This window comes from Lysinibacillus sp. NPDC056232 (assembly GCF_042267565.1).
In the GTDB taxonomy this organism is placed as follows: Bacteria; Bacillota; Bacilli; order Bacillales_A; family Planococcaceae; genus Lysinibacillus.
The window spans coordinates 77603-97643 of record NZ_JBHJTF010000014.1 but is presented as its reverse complement, the minus strand read 5'-3'; the positions used below and the strand labels follow the sequence as shown (position 1 = coordinate 97643).

Annotated in this window: 17 protein-coding genes and 2 CRISPR repeat arrays; all 17 genes read right to left on the bottom strand. The window is 37.0% G+C overall.

From position 1 onward, the window contains the following. Window positions 1-168 precede the first annotated feature (168 nt). The 17 genes from ACFCYJ_RS12775 to cas3 all read right to left on the bottom strand — a co-directional run bounded on the left by ACFCYJ_RS12775 (window position 169) and on the right by cas3 (window position 18565). Window positions 169-789 (bottom strand): NAD(P)-dependent oxidoreductase, encoded by a 621-nt coding sequence (locus ACFCYJ_RS12775; protein WP_376074328.1) that lies wholly within the window; start codon window positions 787-789, stop codon window positions 169-171. Window positions 790-868: 79 nt separating this feature from the next. After that, on the bottom strand, window positions 869-1219 hold the full coding sequence (locus ACFCYJ_RS12770) for a hypothetical protein (protein WP_376074304.1): 351 nt from the start codon (window positions 1217-1219) through the stop codon (window positions 869-871). A gap of 364 nt (window positions 1220-1583) precedes the next feature. Further along, on the bottom strand, window positions 1584-1886 hold the full coding sequence (locus tag ACFCYJ_RS12765) for a hypothetical protein (protein WP_376074303.1): 303 nt from the start codon (window positions 1884-1886) through the stop codon (window positions 1584-1586). 227 nt (window positions 1887-2113) lie between these two features. Then, window positions 2114-2314, bottom strand: a complete 201-nt coding sequence (locus tag ACFCYJ_RS12760; protein ID WP_376074302.1) for a hypothetical protein — start codon at window positions 2312-2314, stop codon at window positions 2114-2116. 76 nt (window positions 2315-2390) lie between these two features. Then, window positions 2391-3074, bottom strand: coding sequence for a DUF1963 domain-containing protein (locus tag ACFCYJ_RS12755; protein WP_376074301.1), 684 nt, complete (start codon window positions 3072-3074; stop codon window positions 2391-2393). Continuing rightward, a complete protein-coding gene (locus ACFCYJ_RS12750; protein WP_376074300.1) occupies window positions 3064-3639 on the bottom strand; it encodes a DNA-3-methyladenine glycosylase I in 576 nt (191 codons plus the stop codon). The genes ACFCYJ_RS12755 and ACFCYJ_RS12750 overlap by 11 nt, the downstream gene beginning before the upstream one ends. Window positions 3640-3664: 25 nt before the next feature. Then, complete coding sequence (locus ACFCYJ_RS12745) at window positions 3665-4261, bottom strand: class I SAM-dependent methyltransferase (protein WP_376074299.1); 597 nt, start codon at window positions 4259-4261, stop codon at window positions 3665-3667. 1 nt (window position 4262) lies between these two features. Beyond that, window positions 4263-4826: a cysteine hydrolase family protein gene (locus ACFCYJ_RS12740; RefSeq protein ID WP_376074298.1), complete on the bottom strand. Its 564-nt coding sequence runs from the start codon at window positions 4824-4826 to the stop codon at window positions 4263-4265. A 388-nt stretch (window positions 4827-5214) separates the two neighbouring features. After that, window positions 5215-5406, bottom strand: a complete 192-nt coding sequence (locus tag ACFCYJ_RS12735; protein ID WP_376074297.1) for a hypothetical protein — start codon at window positions 5404-5406, stop codon at window positions 5215-5217. A 494-nt stretch (window positions 5407-5900) separates the two neighbouring features. After that, window positions 5901-7523 (bottom strand): right-handed parallel beta-helix repeat-containing protein, encoded by a 1623-nt coding sequence (locus ACFCYJ_RS12730; protein WP_376074296.1) that lies wholly within the window; start codon window positions 7521-7523, stop codon window positions 5901-5903. A 289-nt stretch (window positions 7524-7812) separates the two neighbouring features. Next, a CRISPR array of direct repeats spans window positions 7813-10121; the repeat unit is 33 nt; unit sequence ATTTCAATCCACACTCTCCATACAGAGAGTGAC. Window positions 10122-10290: 169 nt separating this feature from the next. Further along, window positions 10291-10581, bottom strand: a complete 291-nt coding sequence (gene cas2 / locus ACFCYJ_RS12725) for a CRISPR-associated endonuclease Cas2 (RefSeq protein ID WP_376074295.1) — start codon at window positions 10579-10581, stop codon at window positions 10291-10293. 9 nt (window positions 10582-10590) lie between these two features. Beyond that, window positions 10591-11622 (bottom strand): type I-C CRISPR-associated endonuclease Cas1c, encoded by a 1032-nt coding sequence (gene cas1c / locus ACFCYJ_RS12720; protein ID WP_376074294.1) that lies wholly within the window; start codon window positions 11620-11622, stop codon window positions 10591-10593. Further along, window positions 11622-12281 (bottom strand): CRISPR-associated protein Cas4, encoded by a 660-nt coding sequence (gene cas4, locus ACFCYJ_RS12715; protein ID WP_376074293.1) that lies wholly within the window; start codon window positions 12279-12281, stop codon window positions 11622-11624. The genes cas1c and cas4 overlap by 1 nt, the downstream gene beginning before the upstream one ends. Beyond that, window positions 12262-13098 carry a type I-C CRISPR-associated protein Cas7/Csd2 gene (cas7c, locus tag ACFCYJ_RS12710; protein WP_376074292.1) on the bottom strand — a complete coding sequence of 279 codons (837 nt, stop codon included), beginning with the start codon at window positions 13096-13098 and terminating at the stop codon, window positions 12262-12264. The genes cas4 and cas7c overlap by 20 nt, the downstream gene beginning before the upstream one ends. A gap of 3 nt (window positions 13099-13101) precedes the next feature. Continuing rightward, complete coding sequence (cas8c, locus tag ACFCYJ_RS12705) at window positions 13102-15027, bottom strand: type I-C CRISPR-associated protein Cas8c/Csd1 (protein WP_376074291.1); 1926 nt, start codon at window positions 15025-15027, stop codon at window positions 13102-13104. Further along, window positions 15024-15740, bottom strand: coding sequence for a type I-C CRISPR-associated protein Cas5c (gene cas5c / locus ACFCYJ_RS12700; RefSeq protein ID WP_376074327.1), 717 nt, complete (start codon window positions 15738-15740; stop codon window positions 15024-15026). Before cas5c ends, cas8c begins: the two co-directional genes overlap by 4 nt. Window positions 15741-16126: 386 nt before the next feature. Then, complete coding sequence (cas3, locus tag ACFCYJ_RS12695; RefSeq protein ID WP_376074290.1) at window positions 16127-18565, bottom strand: CRISPR-associated helicase Cas3'; 2439 nt, start codon at window positions 18563-18565, stop codon at window positions 16127-16129. A gap of 80 nt (window positions 18566-18645) precedes the next feature. Continuing rightward, window positions 18646-19606: direct repeats of the CRISPR family, unit length 33 nt; unit sequence ATTTCAATCCACTCTCCTCATACGAGAAGAGAC. Window positions 19607-20041: the final 435 nt, after the last annotated feature.

The following is a 20041-nucleotide window of genomic DNA, read 5'->3' as shown; positions in this document are numbered from 1 at the left end:
CTTTTAACTTTGGTGACCTTAACTTTTTTAGTCTGTAGGTGAAAAGAAAAAGCGTTAATCATTCTTTGATTAACGCTCCCCTTTAGCTGAACAAGGCTTGCTCAACTATCCACTACTATCAGTCTTTTTTCAGTCTCATTTTGTCCGCTTCTTATTCTTATTTTGTAATCAGTACGCAATACCTACACGCGATTTCACATATTCTTTGCTCTGAATTTGTTGATAGGCAAACTCTGCCGTATCTGCAACAGATATTTCTCCCCCACCATCTGGTAAAAAATCTCGTTCGATTCGATAAGTACCCGTGTATTCACCATCAGGTAAGTATGTAGGACAGACGATTGTCCAATCGGTGTCAGATTTCTTCAATAGATGATAGACGTTATGGTGCTCTTCTGCCGCAAAGGTTGATTTTCTTTTTGATTCGCTCGATTGATATCGTAAAATACTTGGTGTCAGACGACTTTGTAGAATTCCAGCCGTTCCAATCGTTATAATTCTCTTCACATGCATTTTTTCCATTGCTTCAAGAATTAGCGGCATACTTTTGGTTAATGTATTGGTGCCATCCGTGTTTAATGCACTGATCACAATATCAACATTCGCCAAGACATTTTCTATATCTTGTTTTTCTAATACATTCCCTTGTACAATCTGTAAATTTTCATCATTTATGTTTAGCTTATTTGGGTTACGAACTAAAGCTGTAACGCTATGTGCATCTTGTAAAGCTAGGGAAACAATGTGGCTACCAACACGTCCAGTGGCACCTAAAACTAAAATTTCCAGAATGATCACCTCTTTTTTTGATTATAGCACACAAATTTTCTGTAATTTTTTAGAGGTCTTTAACCATCCTTACGTGTTGTTAATGAGGATCAATAAGTCTGACATTAACGATAAACAGCTGAAGATCATTTGTTTCCGCAATACTGTTGACGATATTTTGGATTTCGCTTTCTGTACTCTTATCTAATTCATCTAAATTATGTAATGGTATAGTGATTACTTGATTGTTTGGAGATTCAATTAAATAGCCGATCGTACTATCTGGATAATAGCCCGCTGCTCGTAACGCTACTATAATTTTTTGTGTAAAATTCGTACTTTGTAATTTTTCACCAATTTCTTCATTATAATTTGTATCGGGATTTTTTTGAATGTGTCTTTCAAATGAAGGTTGATTATACTTTATCAAGGCAGCAGCTATTACTATCACGGAAAATAAAATAAAAAGGCCTTTTATGAACCCTCTCATGTATTCTCTCCATTTCATCTTTTTAATAGAATACGCTTGTCATAATCAATTATGCCTCGGCATAATTGCGTCCGGAATCGGCTTTGTGCTGGCACAAAGAACTCCTTTCCGATTTCCGTGACATCCGCCGGAGGCTTTTAACTTATTTCAGCGGATGTTTGTACACCCGCTGAAATAAGTTAAATAATGAATGAATCCCACTTTCCCGGTCTACGCATCGAACAAATATTATTTATATATAATTCTCCTTAAAATATTTGCCAGGCTTACATTTATATAGCCTGGCAAATTTCTGTAAGGAAAGGACAATCTACATCTTAATTGTTTATTCGTTTACGATGACTTTCACAACTGGTTCTAATTTTCCTACATATGCATCTCCAAGATAATCTACATCGATTACTATAGCTTGTGGCACGAAACGTTGAATGCTTTCTAAAAGACGTGCAGTATTACGTCTTTTGGCAAGCTGGAAAGGTGGAAGAGTGTCTAGTCTAAAACCAAAATCTCTGTATAAAGGGCAAGATATTACGAAAGTAGATAATATAAATGCTACATTTTGTAATATTTCATCAACGCCTGAAGCATTAAAATCAAAATGGCTTGTGGCGGTTACTTGATGTGTCATCCTATCAACCTTTCTTCTACGATACATGGAAAGATGTTAGTAATCTTTCATAATATGAGCTTTTCATTAAAAGAGCACTTAGTTATTTATGCTAAATACTCAAAAGTTATGAACGAAGCACATTCACTATTGTATGTATACGATGCAATGTATCGCTAAACAATTGCACAGCGTCAGGTTCCACATTCAGCCCGTTCCTTGATTAAATTTCACATACTATTCACTATCTATCTAAATATTGCGTAATAAATGACATACAACCAACTTAAACAACCATGTATGATTGCCCAGATGATCGAATGATTGACACTCCAAGAAATAGTAATGGCCAATACCGAGCCAAAACTAATACCGCTCTTAATGACCGTTTTATTCCCCATTTTTCTCTCCTTCTTTACTTTTCTAATTTCGGAAGTATGCCTCCGCATCTTCATTCCTCCTAATCATGCCATCAATGGATTATCACTGTAACCTTGCTGTTTGAACGTGAAAATGGTTTTATCGCTAATAAAAATCGCAATAAACACGCCACTCATTTAGCTCACGATTAAAAAAGAAATAGAAATTCCCATTATCGACGATATTAAAATATGCTTTCCCGTCAGAGGCAATCTGGAATACAAAGGGAAACTCCTCTCCGTAATCACGACCACTTTGGCAAAAAGCTGGATAGCCGCCAATTTTATGCACGGCGTATATTTCCTCTACGATATCATCGAAGTACTCAACATCTTCCTCGTGCTCTAGCCTCAATATTTCATCCTCTACATCAGATGGAATCCCTCCCCCATCCCATGTCGGATAATCATTGTCAATCCATTTCGAAATAAGCGGGAAGGCTCGAATACGGTCATGTTGCCAAGTTTGCTGGACTAAACCTTCTAGAGAAGTATATGCTTTTATTTCAAAAAAACGGCTAAGATCATCCTCTATAAGGTGATCAAATATGTCTTCATTGATAAATAGCGTTAGCAGCTCAATATGTTGAAGCGATGCGGGTACAAAAGGCAGCTCCTTTAAAAATAATGTAGCAAGTGGCTGAAACCCTTGTGGCAATTGCTCAGATGGTAATGACCAGCCTACAAAGCCAATCCAGCTTTCTAGCAGGTCATGTGTAGGTCTAATCCCACCCGTTTCAAAGATCGTTGCCTGCCTTACTAATTGAGCCTTAATAGCATCAATTTTCATCAACTACCCCCTCACTGCGACAAATACAATCTACGACATGGTCATTTACCATCCCTGTTGCCTGCATAAATGAATAGCAAATCGTACTACCAACAAATTTAAAACCGTCTTTTTTTAATTGCTTGCTCATGCGTTCACTAATTTCTGTTGTAGCAGGTACGTCTGCAATGGACGACCATTCATTGATAATCGGCTGATGGTCTACAAAGCCCCAAATATATTCAGAGAAGGAGCCATATTGCTCCTGTATCCGTAGAAAGGCTTGAGCATTCGTTACAACACTAGCAATTTTAAGCTTATTTCGGACAATGCGAGAATCCTGTCTAAGCTCCTGTAGCTTGTCCTCCGTATAGAGAATGATTTTCGAAGCTTCAAATTGGTCGAAAGCTGCCCGGTAGCCCTCTCTTTTTTGTAGAATCGTCCACCAGCTAAGACCAGCCTGTGCCCCTTCTAGACAGAGCATCTCAAATAAATGCTGATCATCATGGACAGGAATACCCCATTCCTTGTCATGATACTCAACATATAAAGGTTCATCTAACTTTACCCATTCACATCTTTTCATTCATATATCCTCCATTTTTTATGGTTCATTTAATCCCTGTAATACAAAGCCATCCTTTTTGCGTGTTTTCTCTTATAGTAACAGTTTGAAACCCAACACTTTCAAACAACTGCTTGATTTCAGGTTTTGTTTTGTAGGCTTTCATATGATAATTAATTTTATAGAGCTCCGAAATGATGATAAACTTCCCATCGTCCTTCAACACTCTATATACTTCTTTCACATCATTAGCTAAGTCAGGCCAAAAATAATGTGTTTGGAACGCTGTAATCGTATCGAAAAACTTATCTGTGTACGGAATGCTCGAAACACTTGCTTGCGTCACGATCACTTTTCCATTTGCTATATCCATTTGATTGGTTTTCGTAGAATCTTTAACAGCCTGCGCAGAAAAGTCTATACCATAAATTTTACCACTTGGATTCATTTTCGATAAGGATTGAAGTGTTTTTCCACCTCCACATCCAATATCTAACACAATATTGCCATCATTTACAGCTTCCTGTTTCATGAGCCAAGTATTCATACCGCTATGTGCCTTATTCATAATTCGTAGCATCAGTGAGCCTACGAATCCTCGTGGTTTTTTAGCTTGCTCGATTAATCGTTGTAAAAGTGTCATTTCAAATTCCCCCTTTGTCATTTTCACTTTCAAAAACCTGCTGCGAAGTAAGGATTAAGATGTCTTGTGTAGCTAGCTTTGTTAAGGCTACTTCCTTACGTTGATCTGTAGCACCTGCGACTGCATCTCTCACAACTGTTACAGCAAAATTTCTAGCTAGGGCCCCTTTCACTGTTGCAGTGACACAGCCTTCTATAAATGCACCCGTTACTATTAATTGGTTTATGTCATTATTCTTTAAATACGTTACTAAGCTGGGATTATTAAATGCATCCGCTTTATTCTTTGAAAAATACGCACCCTCGGATCTTAATAGTCGTTCATCCAATTCAGCACCTTTACTTCCTTTTAACGCAGTGAATTTTCGTAAAAGATTCGAAAGTACATGCATTCGCTCAAACTCATTCCTAATATAGATGATAGGAACATTTGATTTTTCAGCGCTCTTTATAAGGTCATTTATGCCATTTAAAGTAGGCTCAATTTGATGCTTTGCTACAGGCATTCTAGCTTGATCACTAAAGTAATCATTTTGAATATCAAGTATCAGTAACGCTTGCTTCAAAGTACTACACTTCCCATTCTTTTCTATCTTATCTCTTTACGTTCTGAAAAATAAAAAAGTTTCAAATTTTACCATTCAAGAAAGAGTTTTTATATGATTAAACAGGCAGCCATGGAAATTGACAAACTTTAAACAAGACATCCGCCGGAGGCTTTAAGTTCTTTCAGCGGGTGTCCAAACACCCGCTGAAAGAACTTAAAAAATCACAAGTGCATTTAGTAAATACATAGCACTTGTGATTTTATTCATCTATAAGTAGGATAAAATAATAGTTACAATCATTTTAAAGTGTTATTATTTTTGAACATGATTTCTAGTCAATTCGTTTTTTCTATAACAAACTATATGGTATGTGTGAAAAAATTAAATTTCTTATCCTACAACATTTTTAATTTAAATATGTATTGTTGGTAATACTTCTTTCGCGCTCGTCCATAACTAAGTGGATAATAAATGCAAGTTGTTGCTCGATTCGCAAATTGTTAAGATGCAGGATGTCCGCAATTGCATTTTTTTGTCTCTCTTCTAATCCTACCTTCTCAAGCATTAACATAATTTCTTCTTTTGTAAGCCCAAACATTCCTTTTTCACCTCTAATTCATCCAAATATTATTTTACAATCATTATTCATATTTCTAAAACAACATACTCTACAACCATTCCTGAACTTTTTTTACTGATTATAGGATAACATATAGAAATTAAACAATCCAAAATCTACTTAAATACAATAAAATTTTAACTTCCGTAAAAAATCATTGTTATTTAATAATAATTTTTAATGCAGTACCAAATATCGATACTTGTTAGTCATTAATTCTATTATAAAAATAACAAGTACTTTTGTCGAATTTTAGTATTCTGCGCTACAACGTTAAAACTACTATAAAGAAACCGTTTACATAAAAATTATAAATTACTACGAACAATGACAGTAAGTGTCTTTATATATCCATCTTAATTATACACCTTCTCGTTATTAAAGCGCTTTTATCCCTAAAAAAAAGTAATTTCAAAATAATTGAAACTACTTATCCTACTTCTTTATTCGGTTACTACACTGTTTTATTAACATTATTTACCTGGTGGTATTATGTTAAGTTTCTGTAAATTCCCACCCGGCATTCGTGATTTTTCGTCCAGTATTTGGATATTCATAACTTCTGCTCGATTTACTCGCTTTCTCTTGTCGCTTGTAATAACTGGCAAATAAACTATTCTCGACGATGCATCACACTTCCACATTGTCTCGTTCGTATACCCTTCGATAAATAATTGACTCTTCCCCTGTACAATAGCGGGTATTTTTACAGTAGATAGATCTGTGTACACCATCTCAAGTAAAGATTGATTGGACATCGCTAAAAATGTACGATCTGCCTCATCAATCGTACAATGCTCAATACGTCCCATTGACTGATCAGACCAAACGATTGTATGCGGGCCTTCATAACAGTTTTTAAATTCACTATTCGCAACTTCAAAAATAGCATCAATACAAGTAATCGCATTCCCGCTAATATGTTCAAAAGTACAATTATCAGTAAAGAGTCGAGCGTTATTGATATAAATATGATGACTTTCGAGCTCTCGAATTATGGTGTTCTGAAGCGTAATCTTGGCGTGATCATTACCATAAATACCACCAGCCTGCCCAAATTGAATCATGCACTGATTGAGCATTAGCCCGCTTGAGTCGATAATAAAGTGAAATTGCGGATGTTCTTGGAGATCACACTCTGTCATCGATACATCGGCTTCGTTGACAATCGTTACTCCTGTTGCCTCTCCCTCATCTATCCTACATGTACGAAACTCCACTTTACTATTATCAATTAATAACTGCGACTTCGCATGTCGATGGATTTTACAATCGTACAATATCGCCTTAGATTTCTCCCCAAGAAAAATGCCATTCCCTTGCCCATCAGAAAAGATAGAATCCGTCATTAACAACTCACTTTGATGAACAACCAGTTGCGTGTCTTGATGTTGCTTGATTTCACAGCCATCTATCGTTAGTTTCGAGCTATCGAAAACTTGCACCCCTACATCTTGCCCTTGGTGAATAAGTGTATTCATCATTGAAATTGAACTGGAAGCTGCAACAATTTGCGCCTTTGGATGTCCATGAATTTCACAATCCATCATCTCCATCTTCACATCCTGTATTGCATAAATACCATTCGCGTACCCTTCCAACAACATGCAATTTGTCAATGCTATTTCGCTATTTTGCACCATGATTTGAGCCTTCACATGATGCTGGATAGTCGTATCCACTAGAATAACACTTGAACCATTATCAATACGTAAGCCAACATGATTGACAGGGCTCGCTAAAACATCAACATTTTTCATCATTAGACTTCCGAAGCTTACGGTTACTTGTGTTTGCACCATTTGTTGCTCAATGACACAGTTTTCTAGCTGTAAATCTCCCTTTACATAAATACCCTGCCCTTGAGTAAAACGTAAATTTCGCATATTGACAAGTGTCTGATAGCGGATAAACACGCCACCTTTAATGGTCACATTCCCTACTCCATACAGTGTAAGCCTTTTAGAAATTTCGAAGCTTTCTTCATAGATCCCTTCCCGGATTTCAATAAAATCTCCCGGCTGTGCCTCTTGAATCGCCTGCCCAATGCTTTGGTATTTGTGCATAATACCTCTCTTTACAACAAGTGTCGCCATCTCCACACTCCTTATCGAAGCTTTTTCATGAAATCATGAAATTAATTGTCGGTTTTATTTTATTTATAGCCCCATTGAACTTCCAATTATTCAATTTTGTATAAATAAATTACCTTCATAGGCAGACAATTTAATTGTTGATAAGATTAGAATGTTTTATTTGATAAACCTTTAATGGCAACATGCTTATAAAAAAATTGTGGGAAGACATTCGATGATGCAGTAATTTCAATTATACTCTCCATACATAGAGTGACTACCTGGAAACGTTGGTGGCTTCGAAATTCGGATTTCAATCCACACTCTCCATATAGAGAGTGACGCGAGCCGTTGGACGGTTGTGCGTTGTTTCAGGAAATTTCAATCCACACTCTCCATACAGAGAGTGACGGGAGGCGTAATAGATGACAGACCAATTCGGAATTTCAATCCACACTCTCCATACAGAGAGTGACTATGGCATTTCTAAAGGGTACCCGGAAGTAAATATTTCAATCCACACTCTCCATACAGAGAGTGACTTCATTCTGTTCATGTTACGTAGTGTTTTAAGGTTATTTCAATCCACACTCTCCATACAGAGAGTGACGAAAAAACGTGTATGTCACGCAGTTTTGTATTAATTTCAATCCACACTCTCCATACAGAGAGTGACACTTTGAAGCTATTAAAAGAGACTATGCTAACAAAATTTCAATCCACACTCTCCATACAGAGAGTGACACGAATCGATTTATTAATATCATTAGTACCTTGTATTTCAATCCACACTCTCCATACAGAGAGTGACCTTTATTGTCTTGCATATCGTAATGATTTGCTTATTTCAATCCACACTCTCCATACAGAGAGTGACAGGGTGACACATTTGTTATTACATATAACAAGGCAATTTCAATCCACACTCTCCATACAGAGAGTGACTTGGTGATGGTGAGGATTTACACGCCTTTGCCATATTTCAATCCACACTCTCCATACAGAGAGTGACAGAATACTGTTGATGACTATAAGGTGTTACTTGAAATTTCAATCCACACTCTCCATACAGAGAGTGACGTCGGTGTACCTGGTGCATCGATGGACCACAGAATTTCAATCCACACTCTCCATACAGAGAGTGACGCGATGTTAAACAAGTCCTAGAGCTAATGAAAGATTTCAATCCACACTCTCCATACAGAGAGTGACAATAGCGTGGCTGCGCTGCGCTTGATCTATACAATTTCAATCCACACTCTCCATACAGAGAGTGACTGATTATGGGATATGCGTTTGCTTCAGCTGTCATAATTTCAATCCACACTCTCCATACAGAGAGTGACATCATCAAGCCGTTGCTGATATTGTTCAAATGACATTTCAATCCACACTCTCCATACAGAGAGTGACAAAAAAACAATTAACTGCAGACCGGAGCCGTATATTTCAATCCACACTCTCCATACAGAGAGTGACTGAATTGTCGGTGTACCTGGTGCGTCGAGATGGAAATTTCAATCCACACTCTCCATACAGAGAGTGACTTCCTGACCCATTTACCTAAAGGCCGTACCCCATATTTCAATCCACACTCTCCATACAGAGAGTGACCAAGCGTAAATGTGTTATTTAAAGTGTTTGATGCTATTTCAATCCACACTCTCCATACAGAGAGTGACTCGGTGCCATCCAATGTACCTGGCGTGGTTGATGTATTTCAATCCACACTCTCCATACAGAGAGTGACTGGACGTAAATCTTTTTACCTGGTTAGAGAAAATATTTCAATCCACACTCTCCATACAGAGAGTGACTGGTCGAGGGTTATTACGTTCTCCAATCATAGATTTCAATCCACACTCTCCATACAGAGAGTGACGATGTTATGAGTGTAGTATCCACCTTTGATTTAGAATTTCAATCCACACTCTCCATACAGAGAGTGACTTAGTTGATAAGTCACATTATGCCTTTCTAATTTCATTTCAATCCACACTCTCCATACAGAGAGTGACCAGGTCTAATTATTTACGTCAAAGATGTTTATCCATTTCAATCCACACTCTCCATACAGAGAGTGACGATATACATTTTGTAAATACATTCAATTCAATTATTTCAATCCACACTCTCCATACAGAGAGTGACGAATGAACATGCTAGCACGATTCCACAGTTTGTATTTCAATCCACACTCTCCATACAGAGAGTGACAGTTCTCTCATTTCACCAAGTAACTTTCGCTCCCAATTTCAATCCACACTCTCCATACAGAGAGTGACACGAACAACTTATTGAGTTGGTCTAAAGATTATATTTCAATCCACACTCTCCATACAGAGAGTGACAAAATAGCGTGGCTACGCTGCGCTTGGTCTATACAATTTCAATCCACACTCTCCATACAGAGAGTGACAGTATCTGTCATTAATGTAGTTACTGCATATTAATTTCAATCCACACTCTCCATACAGAGAGTGACTTATGTTTATTTAAAAGCTTATTAATGTTTACTAATTTCAATCCACACTCTCCATACAGAGAGTGACTGTAACCAACCTGATAAAACGTTACTACTAAATAATTTCAATCCACACTCTCCATACAGAGAGTGACTGCAAAAAACCATAAAAAATTAATGATTCTAATTGATTTTTGCTTTTTATAATTTCATCCTAAATCTTTTGTATCATACAGAGCATTTTAAATAATTGATTTTGTAGCAAAATTCGGTGCGAATCTCTTTAGAGATTTATGTTAGCTTGGCATCCGCACCGATTGCTGATTACAAAATTAATGTATCTTCAACATTGAATGTTTCTTTTGCTCCAATATGAATAACCTTTGATTTGTAATTGTTGCCTAGTTGATAGAAGCGTAGACTATCTTCTTCCACATTAATAATTTCCTGAAGTGCGAGTTGTAGTTGCTTAAACTGAGTTGCATCCACTACACATTCAAAAACAGAATTTTGTACACGTATACCGTAATTTTCACATATTTTTGCAACCTTACGTAAACGTTTTTGACCAGCAGGTGTTTTTGTGACAACATCGTACGTGACTAATACTAACATGTAAAACCCTCATTTCCATAAAAATGGTGGGTATTCTTCTAAATCTCCCCGTAAATAACGTGCAAGTAACATAGCTTGTGCGTGAGGTACAAGACCCCAATTTATTTTTTCGTTTAAGAAAGGATGTGTAAGACTTTCTTGTTTACGTTCTTGCCATGCTTTAATAAATTTCCTTCGCCCGTCATCTGTTAAAAGTACAGCGCCATTTTCTTTTTGTACAAAATCAGTAGACTGCATCATTTTTTTGTTAATCATCTTTAGAACAAAACGATCTGCCATGACACCACGAAGCTCCTCCATAACATCCAGAGCGAGTGATGCACGACCCGGGCGATCGCGATGTAAATAGCCTACATAAGCATCCAAACCTACAGTTTCCAAAGCAGCTGTAACATCTGAGGAAAGCAATGTGTAGGCAAGAGATAATAAAGCATTTACGTTGTCTGTTGGTGGACGTCTATTTCGATTTTTAAAGTAAAAAACGTCTTTTTGTTGCAAAATCATTTGATCGAACAATTTAAAGTATGCTGTGGCGGCCTGCCCCTCAAGCCCACGTAATCTTTCTAAGTTTTCAGTCACTAAAATCGACTTCATCGTTACTGTCAATTCACTAGAAACTTGCTTAAACATAGGTACATCTATACGAAGAGGATAATCACGTGCCATTCGCTCTAAAATCCATTTTTGATTAGAAATCTTTGCAAAAATAAAACTACGAGCAATTTTCGCACTTTCAACTTCACTTTCTGATAAACGATATTGCGTTTTACGTAAGATAACATTCCCTTTGCTTTCACCAATCACTCGCGCCAGAAATCTTCCTGAACGTGACAAAAAGGTTAAATTAATATTCTTTTCTGCACATGCATGCATTAATTTAGGGCTAGCTCCAGCATATCCAAAAGTACAGATTGCCTCAAAGTTGTGTAGAGGGAATCTACCAAGCTGTTGATCTTCATGTGTTATTACAACATTCTCACCTTTTAACGACAGATAAATGTCAGGAGTTGTAATAAATAATGTATTTAATAATTTTTTCATTATAAATACCTCTCCATATAGCGACGAACCGTAGCCGATGACATGAGCTCCGGCATGCATAAATTTTGTAAAGAACAGCTTGCACAGTGCTTGCCCGTTTTCACCTTTGGCGTATGTCTTCTATCAAAATAATGATGCATCTGTTTAAACACAGACCGTACTTCATCACGCATTTCATCTGTAATATCGATTTTCACACGGCGTTTTATTTCATCATAAAATAGGTATGCTACGGGGATATTACATAATAACATCTCCTCTAAACACATCACTTGCGCTACAAGCTGAACAACATCCTCTTGTCCCCTTTTTGGTTTTCCACGCTTGTATTCTATTGGGATTGGTAAAAAAGTACCTGTCTCACCATGTATAGGGACACCATCTTTATGCTCGTGAAATTCCACGACATCACAAATACCATTCGTCATTAAACTGTGAGAGCGAATGGGCATCGCTCTCACAATTAATTTATTTCCACGCTTTTCACGTAAAAATGGTTGATTTGCTTTTTCATGAACATGTTGTCCTTCAATCGTCAAAACATTTTCTGCCCACTGCTGTTCAATGTGAATTAACGCCCATTGCCTTGGGCAGAAGCGAAAGTGCTGAATACCCGATAACATTAAATAATCGACATCATCATTTACCGTCCAGCTCATGAACCCTCAGCCCCTCTAATGGCTCAACTTTAATTGTTAAATCCTCAAATGAATTTCCATCTAGCTTTAAAGAACGGTGTACTTTAGCTGATGAGTATTGGCCAAGCTTTGAATTATGCTCCCACCAAATCACTTTATGTACTTCTAGCGATCCCTCTGGACGAGCAGAGGAAGCATCGTTTTCAAACAATGTAATTAATGCTTCTTTTAATTTAACAGCATCTTCATTTGTAAAGCCTGTTTTCTCAGCTAATTGTGTATTAATACTTCCAAAAAACTTATAGATACCAAAATCAACTCGATGCTTCATGCCCATTGTATCAGATCCTTTTTTATCGCTCGTTACAGAATTCACACTTTTTGTTATTTGAATACTTGTAATGTCGATTGGAGCAAGACTAATAGATGGGTGAATAGATACTGGACCACGAACACCAACAGACAAAGAATCTCCTTTAAAAGCAAAAACTTGTCCAAATGCACGCACATCAAACCAAGTACTACTCGCAATCGTTGCATACACATCGGCGTTGCCTTTTTTATCAGCCTTTATCTTTTTAAGCTCTGGAATCGCATCTGCTCGATCGTTTAAACTTTTAAAGCCGTCATTATTACGATCATCAGATTGTACAAAAATTGCTTCCCCCATATCTTGTAGGCGGTTGCGTAATTTACGTTTAATACACACATCCGATACTTCACCATAACCATCGTAATTTTGACGCGGGCGATTACCATTTAATGGATCACCATTTGGATTGGCATTTTGTACAGAAAATACAACCGCAAAATCAATTTTATGATCTAATGTTGTCATCGTTTAACTCTCCTCATCATTCTTTTCTTTTTTTGTGTACAATGCTTGTCGTTGACTGTAATAACCTAATAAATATTTCCCACTAAGTGGCTCATCCGTAAAATCTTTTATATCCATTTGTGCACCAATGTCATCAATGAGCTTTGTATAATAAATGCCCTTTTCTCGTAACTTCATTTGATAGGGTTGTAGATTTCTTTGAATCGTTGCCCATGTCCTTGCTGGATGTCGAGAAAATGCATTCATATAACGCAACGCATTAGTCGGACGGTTTTCTTCCTTGCCCAAGGCATTACGTTCTAACACATCTGCAACTGCGAGCAAACGACCAAATAAGTAATCACGTTCTGGATTTGTCGTATCAAGTGCCATAGTATAAACCTCCTTATCTTTATCAAAATAATGCTTTTTCACGAGTGAGCACGCTACTCCTAGTACCTGTTCCCACTCCCACATTTGATCGTAGAATTGGGGATTTGAAGCACGAACAATTGCACTCCGCACTATGTCAATCGGAATTTTTCGTCCATCAAGTATGCAAGGCAGCATCCGCTCCATCACACCTTTGACGACCTTATCACTAGGTCTTGGGCCGTATGCGGCATGTGCAATTGTATAAAAGGACGGAGAGCCGAAGTACTGCACCCATTCATTTTCTTTCTTCCGCGTATGACGCCAGCTACAATCCTTATGCCAGATTAATAGCTTATCAAAATAATCTTTAATATCTAAATCTCGATAATAGAGTACTGCTAACCGTCCAGGGGTTGCCGCATCAAGCGTTAAAATATAAACCTTTTCATCATCATGTTCTTGAATATTCATGTTCTTTTTTATACCGCTAATAAGTAAACTATGCTGGTCTGCCAATACCTTCTTTGTATCAGCTTTTTGCGCAAGCATAGCATCGCGCTGTACCAAGAAATCATTCCATCCAGTAAACACACTACTCGATAAATCGTCAGCTACATATGGCATACCTGGATTTTTTGAGCCCCATACAAGAAAGATACGCCCGTCCACTTGCTTGCCTTGTCGTTCAATCAGCCACTTCAGTGCATTGTGCGCCTTTTGTGAGACATCATAACTAATATTCGCCGCTTCAAAGCTATCCTTAAAACGACCACGGTATGTAAAACCGCTACTGTCATTTGCTGAAATTAACTTAGTCTTATCCCCCGAATTACGTAGCTTATTAGGGTGACGCACAGTGAAAGGTAAATATTCACCTGTTACATAGCAAATATCGCTTTCCTGAAGCTTTGTATTATAAAATTGACTATATGCATCATATATATCCTTATTACTCCAGACAGGATCAGTAATTTCTCCAGGTACATGAACATTAAAACGAACAAATGCGCTTTCCTGCGCACCTGCGAGCATCTGGAAAATAGGTGGCTTTTCACCATCCTGCTTTGTATCCCATTTTGAACGCAATTGTCCTGCTTCTGTTAAATGTAAAATAGAGCGCTCTACCAAATCTTGAATAAGTGTTCCCTTTTTCACATATTCGTATATTGCTTGTATGTGCGGATGACTATAGTGCGAATCACACCATTCTCCGAGTTGATCTAAATAATGGAGATGTGCATCTCTTTTATCTTCTTCTTGTGTAAAATCAATATAATCACCTGCCACATACATCAGCTTGTCCTGCAACATATGAGACACATAATTTTTCCCTGAACGACTACCAGAGCTTTCGGTAAACGGTAAAATGGTATTGATTTTTCCAATTACTTTTGCATCATATAATGTACCATCAAGATTAATAATCATTTCAATATGTGCTGTTTGAGTTGTGTGCGAAATCGGCAGTAATGAATATTCAAGCACTTTTTTATCTTTTGTTTCTTTCGAGAAAATCTCTCCTACTTGCGCTTCATTTTCTTCGTAGGTATAAAACAAAGCACGTAAATAACTCATTTCTTCACCTCCAGCTCATCGTATTCTTCGTCCACAGCTGTCATTGATTCTCCTAGATTAAACGACTTTGCATGCATTTCCTTAATCGGTCGAACAAGAGAACATTCTTCTGGACGAATAAAAGAAATATAGCCATTTTTCATCCTAGGCTGCCAAAGTCTTGTTTCTAGCATATTACGTCCTGTTTCGTCAGGATAATTTAGGCCATGCACCATCGTACCAAAATGCACCTCATCATAATTATCATAAAAACCTTCCCCAGCACCAAAATTGCAGGACTCTACATAAGCCTGACATTCTCTTGCACCTAAAAAGACATCACGACGCCCACCCTTTTCGACACAACGTCTAGCAATGTTGTGATGTTTATTCTCGTTGAAATCTTGCTCTAAATCCATTCGATTTTTATTAAACTCAAAATGTGCCTTCACTTGATAACGTACATCTCGCAAATAACTGTAATTGGCAAGCGTATTACCTCCTGACATGTCAATTGGTCGTACACCCTTCGATTCCATACGAATAGCATTCATGACACGTATTTCATCGATATACCAAATGATGCTAGGTTTCCAGTAGATCGATTCCACAATTCCTTTTAGTGCTTGATAACTTGGAATTTGAGTTGTCATCTTTTCACCACCAAGCTTCATTAGTGGGTCTGTAAATAATGCATAGGCACCATGTACCTCAAACTCAATTTGATTTCGTATTTTTGTCATTTTATCACCTCCTTGAATTAATAGATTTATTACACGAACTTCTCTGTGGATTTTTGAGGGAAATTCTCTTCTTAACGGGAGGTGATAAAAAGTAGAATCTACCACTCAAAAATTCCCAAGAGAGTAATCCTATAAAGAATTATCTATAACCAATTGTTACAATATAAACCTATTTTGTCAATCATTTTTCAGAGACATAACAAACATTAAATTAATATATTATATGAACAATCTATTATAAAATTAAAATTTAACTATCCAAGAATTTATGCTATTATTATTCATGTCGCTTAATAGCGTGGATTGAAAAATATACTATATCATTTAAGTTTGAATGCAGCTCACTACCTGAAAAGCAATGAGCTGCTTTTCACTTCTTAAATAATACAATCGTCTAACTGCGCTTCTCCCTGAACACTTATTCCAAATTGATCATCATGTGCAGTTTCTTTCGCTACATAAATATTAAAAGTTCCGAACTGAACTACAATTAGCTGGTTATTTTTCTTTAATGCCTCAAAATCATGTTGGAACAAGTTAACGCTATATTGCTGGGCTTTTTTCAAAAATACTTGATAATCATCGATTGGCTCACAACCTATGAGCCGACTAATGAGATCTTTCCCCTCACCATAAGGCACAAGTACACCTTGCGTTTTGGCATCAATCACTTCAAAATGAGAAAAAGCTGTTTTATAACTAGCTAGGGTTGCTAATGGATATTGCTTACCAGGTCCCTTAATATATGCTTTATTCTCATCTGTATCTAACCGAAACAATAACTCATAAATTGTTGTTTTAAGTTTTGATAATGGATAATTCAACTTTGAATCAAACGCCCTATAAATATGATTAAAGTAATGCATCATTGCTTCGGTTGACATTAAATAACCACCAAATAGCGCAGGATTATCCTGTAAATCCTTCATTATATAACGCGAACATTCTCCGCCCATTTTAATAGTTGGTAGCTTGCTGAGCGATTCCTCTGCATGGTTAAAGACATATACGTCTTGTATTTCTACCTCACCATTACGATTACAACGTCCTGCAGCCTGTGCAATAGAGTCTAATCCAGCTAACGAGCGGATAACACACTCGAAGCTTATATCCACCCCTGCTTCAATCAATTGCGTACTAATACAAACAAACTTTTCCTTTCTATGTAGTTTCTGTCTCATCTCTTCAATTTTTTTCTTTCGATGCGCAGGACACATGCCAGTACTTAAATGCACAACCTCAAAATCAGCATATTTAAGCTGTTCGTATAAGTCACGAACTGCTTTTTTTGTATTTAAAATAACTAATACATTGTTACGTTGGATTAATGATTCTTCCACAAAACCACTTAGTCCCTCCGTGTTCCACCCCTTATTTTTTAAGAGCGACGTGATGGAAGTACGCTTAAATGCTTGAATATTCGTTGGTAAGTCTTCCACAAGTTCCTCATCAATCTTAATATTATTTCGGACAAGTTGGAGAGCAGGTTGTGTAGCTGTACATAGAATAGATGTGGTATTACATGTATTTTTCAAGAAATTCAACGCCTCATTAAACAAAGATACACAATGAATCGGTACGGATTGCACTTCATCAAAAATAAGTATGCTGTTTGCTAAGTTATGTAACCTTCTCATATTACGCGACTTACCACTATAAAACGTCTCTAAAAATTGTACCATCGTCGTAAAAATTATCGGTACATCCCAATCATCCTTTGCCGTATTCAACCTTCTTGACACTTGATATTCCTTAAAGGATAGATTTTCATTGTGTTCAGTATCCTCAATTACATTACTGTGATGCTCCAATACATAATCTTCAGCCTGTAAAACTTCACGCACCTCTTGTGCATTTTGCTCAATGATGGTTGTGTACGGTACTATGTAAATAATACGTTGCTTTTGATGAAGCTGTGCATGTCGCAGGGCAAAACGAAGACTTGCTAATGTCTTTCCACCGCCTGTAGGAATAGATAGTGTATAAATACCTGTTGGTCGTGATGCTTTATCTAGGCAATCTAGCGACATTTGTTTGCGTAATCGTGTAATTTCGTTAGGTAAAGAATTTTTCTGCTTTTCGATTAAATCATTATTTAAGTGTTCTTCAAATGTTTTCCAAAGTGATTGTACATCGAAAGGTGTAATTTTCTCTTGTTCCTCAAATGCTCGTGAATTGCGACGGTCTGCATCAATCAAAGCACTAAAAATAAATATCGTGACAAAGCTTGTTTCTTTTTGTATAACACCGGCTACTCCCTCTGCAGTTTTCACATTTTTCAGTTTATTACAAAAAAACGTTTCCAATTCCTTTGCAGCCTTTATAACGTAATTGTTCATATAGGATACATCATACATATTTTGTAAAAAACGTTGTTTTACTTGTGGGAAATCTATATTCTTTTCAGATGTCAACCGATTCACAAAAGGCGACTTCCCATCCATATCTACCATATCTAGTAACTGTCCATGATGGGAAAAAATAGCATTAGAAACACACTCTACTAAAAAAGGGGAGACAGAATTTACTTGTTGAAAATGCTCCATCAAAAATTTCCCACCAGCCGTCGAGTGATCAACACTCCCTCGTTTTGGTGGATCAGAAGGATTTGCCACCGCATCGCGAATATATTCCTGGAACGCTTCACTAAATTTGCCCATATCATGCAACATACCAGCAAGCCCTGTTACATGCTTAAGTCCAATTTTCTGTCCTATATTTTCAGCAATATATTGCACCTCTTTCAAATGATCTACTAACAATTGCTCCGCTCCATCACTAGTCCGAATATGTGCAATAAAGTCTTTTACCGCCATTTACATTCACCTTCTTAAATTAGTTATTTTTTATCCAATTCTTCATTTAAAGACATCAAGGATATCGCAATAATCTTCTACTTTTAATCCATTCTCCTCATACGAGAAGAGACAATAGATCAAAAAATTTATTCTGTATTCATTAAATTTCAATCCACTCTCCTCATACGAGAAGAGACGATTTTGGGAATGCATTTAGTAAATTCTAATGTGATTTCAATCCACTCTCCTCATACGAGAAGAGACGTTTGTTCTGACGATATATTCTTCACTTGAACAATTTCAATCCACTCTCCTCATACGAGAAGAGACACGTATTGCATCTACAATAAGAGCCACTGTTACAATTTCAATCCACTCTCCTCATACGAGAAGAGACATATGCCCCCTCTAGGCCTTTCTCCCAAAGTGATTTCAATCCACTCTCCTCATACGAGAAGAGACGTGATTCCATGCTGTTTTCCTTCATGGAATAAATTTCAATCCACTCTCCTCATACGAGAAGAGACGGTATATATTAGCTTCCTTAGTATTAAGGATTGTATTTCAATCCACTCTCCTCATACGAGAAGAGACAATATCGGCACATTCTTTAACACTAGTAACATGATTTCAATCCACTCTCCTCATACGAGAAGAGACGAATTTGTCAGTGTTGTATTAGATGCAATAGATATTTCAATCCACTCTCCTCATACGAGAAGAGACAATTGCTTCTGAGTTAATCAGGCGTTCAGATAATATTTCAATCCACTCTCCTCATACGAGAAGAGACGACAGCTGGCGATTACTACTTTATTGCTGTTCCTATTTCAATCCACTCTCCTCATACGAGAAGAGACGACGAATCGATTGGTATTCCAACGTTGATCGTTATTTCAATCCACTCTCCTCATACGAGAAGAGACAAGAGCGAGCTGTTTTTATGGATTCAAACAGGGTATTTCAATCCACTCTCCTCATACGAGAAGAGACGGATGGGGCGTGGTCTATACTGCACTCACTTTGATTTCAATCCACTCTCCTCATACGAGAAGAGACTGCAAAAAGTAATAAATTAATAATAAATAAATTGATTTATTAACATAAATAATAATACAAATAGTCATTAAGAAATAAAAACATACAATCAAAACTATCATTATCTATGTTTTTCGGTGCGAGTCCCTCTATAAAATTATGCTAGCTAGCTATTCGCACCTTACCCCATTATAACAAAACACTGTATTATAAACCTAAATTAAAACTATTATTTTACAATTATTTAGTAATATATATATCTTCGACTTCACCCTAGCCTCTAAACCTCATAACCAAATAAAACCAGCAATCACACGATTTCCTCGTCAATTGCTGGTTTCTCCGATTTTCATTATTCTTTTCAGTAATAATGCAATTGCGCACAACTCAAACAGTGCTTTCGCTTAATAATGTTTCATCAGCTACTTTAGTTTGGTATGGCGTTTACTGATTAAC

Coding starts and splice junctions, on each gene's coding strand:
- ACFCYJ_RS12730 (WP_376074296.1), bottom strand. CDS start 7,523: ATGGCGACACTTGTTGTAAAGAGAGGTATTATGCACAAATACCAAAGC.
- ACFCYJ_RS12765 (WP_376074303.1), bottom strand. CDS start 1,886: ATGACACATCAAGTAACCGCCACAAGCCATTTTGATTTTAATGCTTCA.
- ACFCYJ_RS12760 (WP_376074302.1), bottom strand. CDS start 2,314: ATGCGGAGGCATACTTCCGAAATTAGAAAAGTAAAGAAGGAGAGAAAA.
- ACFCYJ_RS12750 (WP_376074300.1), bottom strand. CDS start 3,639: ATGAAAAGATGTGAATGGGTAAAGTTAGATGAACCTTTATATGTTGAG.
- cas1c (WP_376074294.1), bottom strand. CDS start 11,622: ATGAAAAAATTATTAAATACATTATTTATTACAACTCCTGACATTTAT.
- cas4 (WP_376074293.1), bottom strand. CDS start 12,281: ATGAGCTGGACGGTAAATGATGATGTCGATTATTTAATGTTATCGGGT.
- cas8c (WP_376074291.1), bottom strand. CDS start 15,027: ATGAGTTATTTACGTGCTTTGTTTTATACCTACGAAGAAAATGAAGCG.
- cas2 (WP_376074295.1), bottom strand. CDS start 10,581: ATGTTAGTATTAGTCACGTACGATGTTGTCACAAAAACACCTGCTGGT.
- cas7c (WP_376074292.1), bottom strand. CDS start 13,098: ATGACAACATTAGATCATAAAATTGATTTTGCGGTTGTATTTTCTGTA.
- ACFCYJ_RS12755 (WP_376074301.1), bottom strand. CDS start 3,074: ATGAAAATTGATGCTATTAAGGCTCAATTAGTAAGGCAGGCAACGATC.
- ACFCYJ_RS12745 (WP_376074299.1), bottom strand. CDS start 4,261: ATGACACTTTTACAACGATTAATCGAGCAAGCTAAAAAACCACGAGGA.
- cas3 (WP_376074290.1), bottom strand. CDS start 18,565: ATGGCGGTAAAAGACTTTATTGCACATATTCGGACTAGTGATGGAGCG.
- ACFCYJ_RS12735 (WP_376074297.1), bottom strand. CDS start 5,406: ATGTTTGGGCTTACAAAAGAAGAAATTATGTTAATGCTTGAGAAGGTA.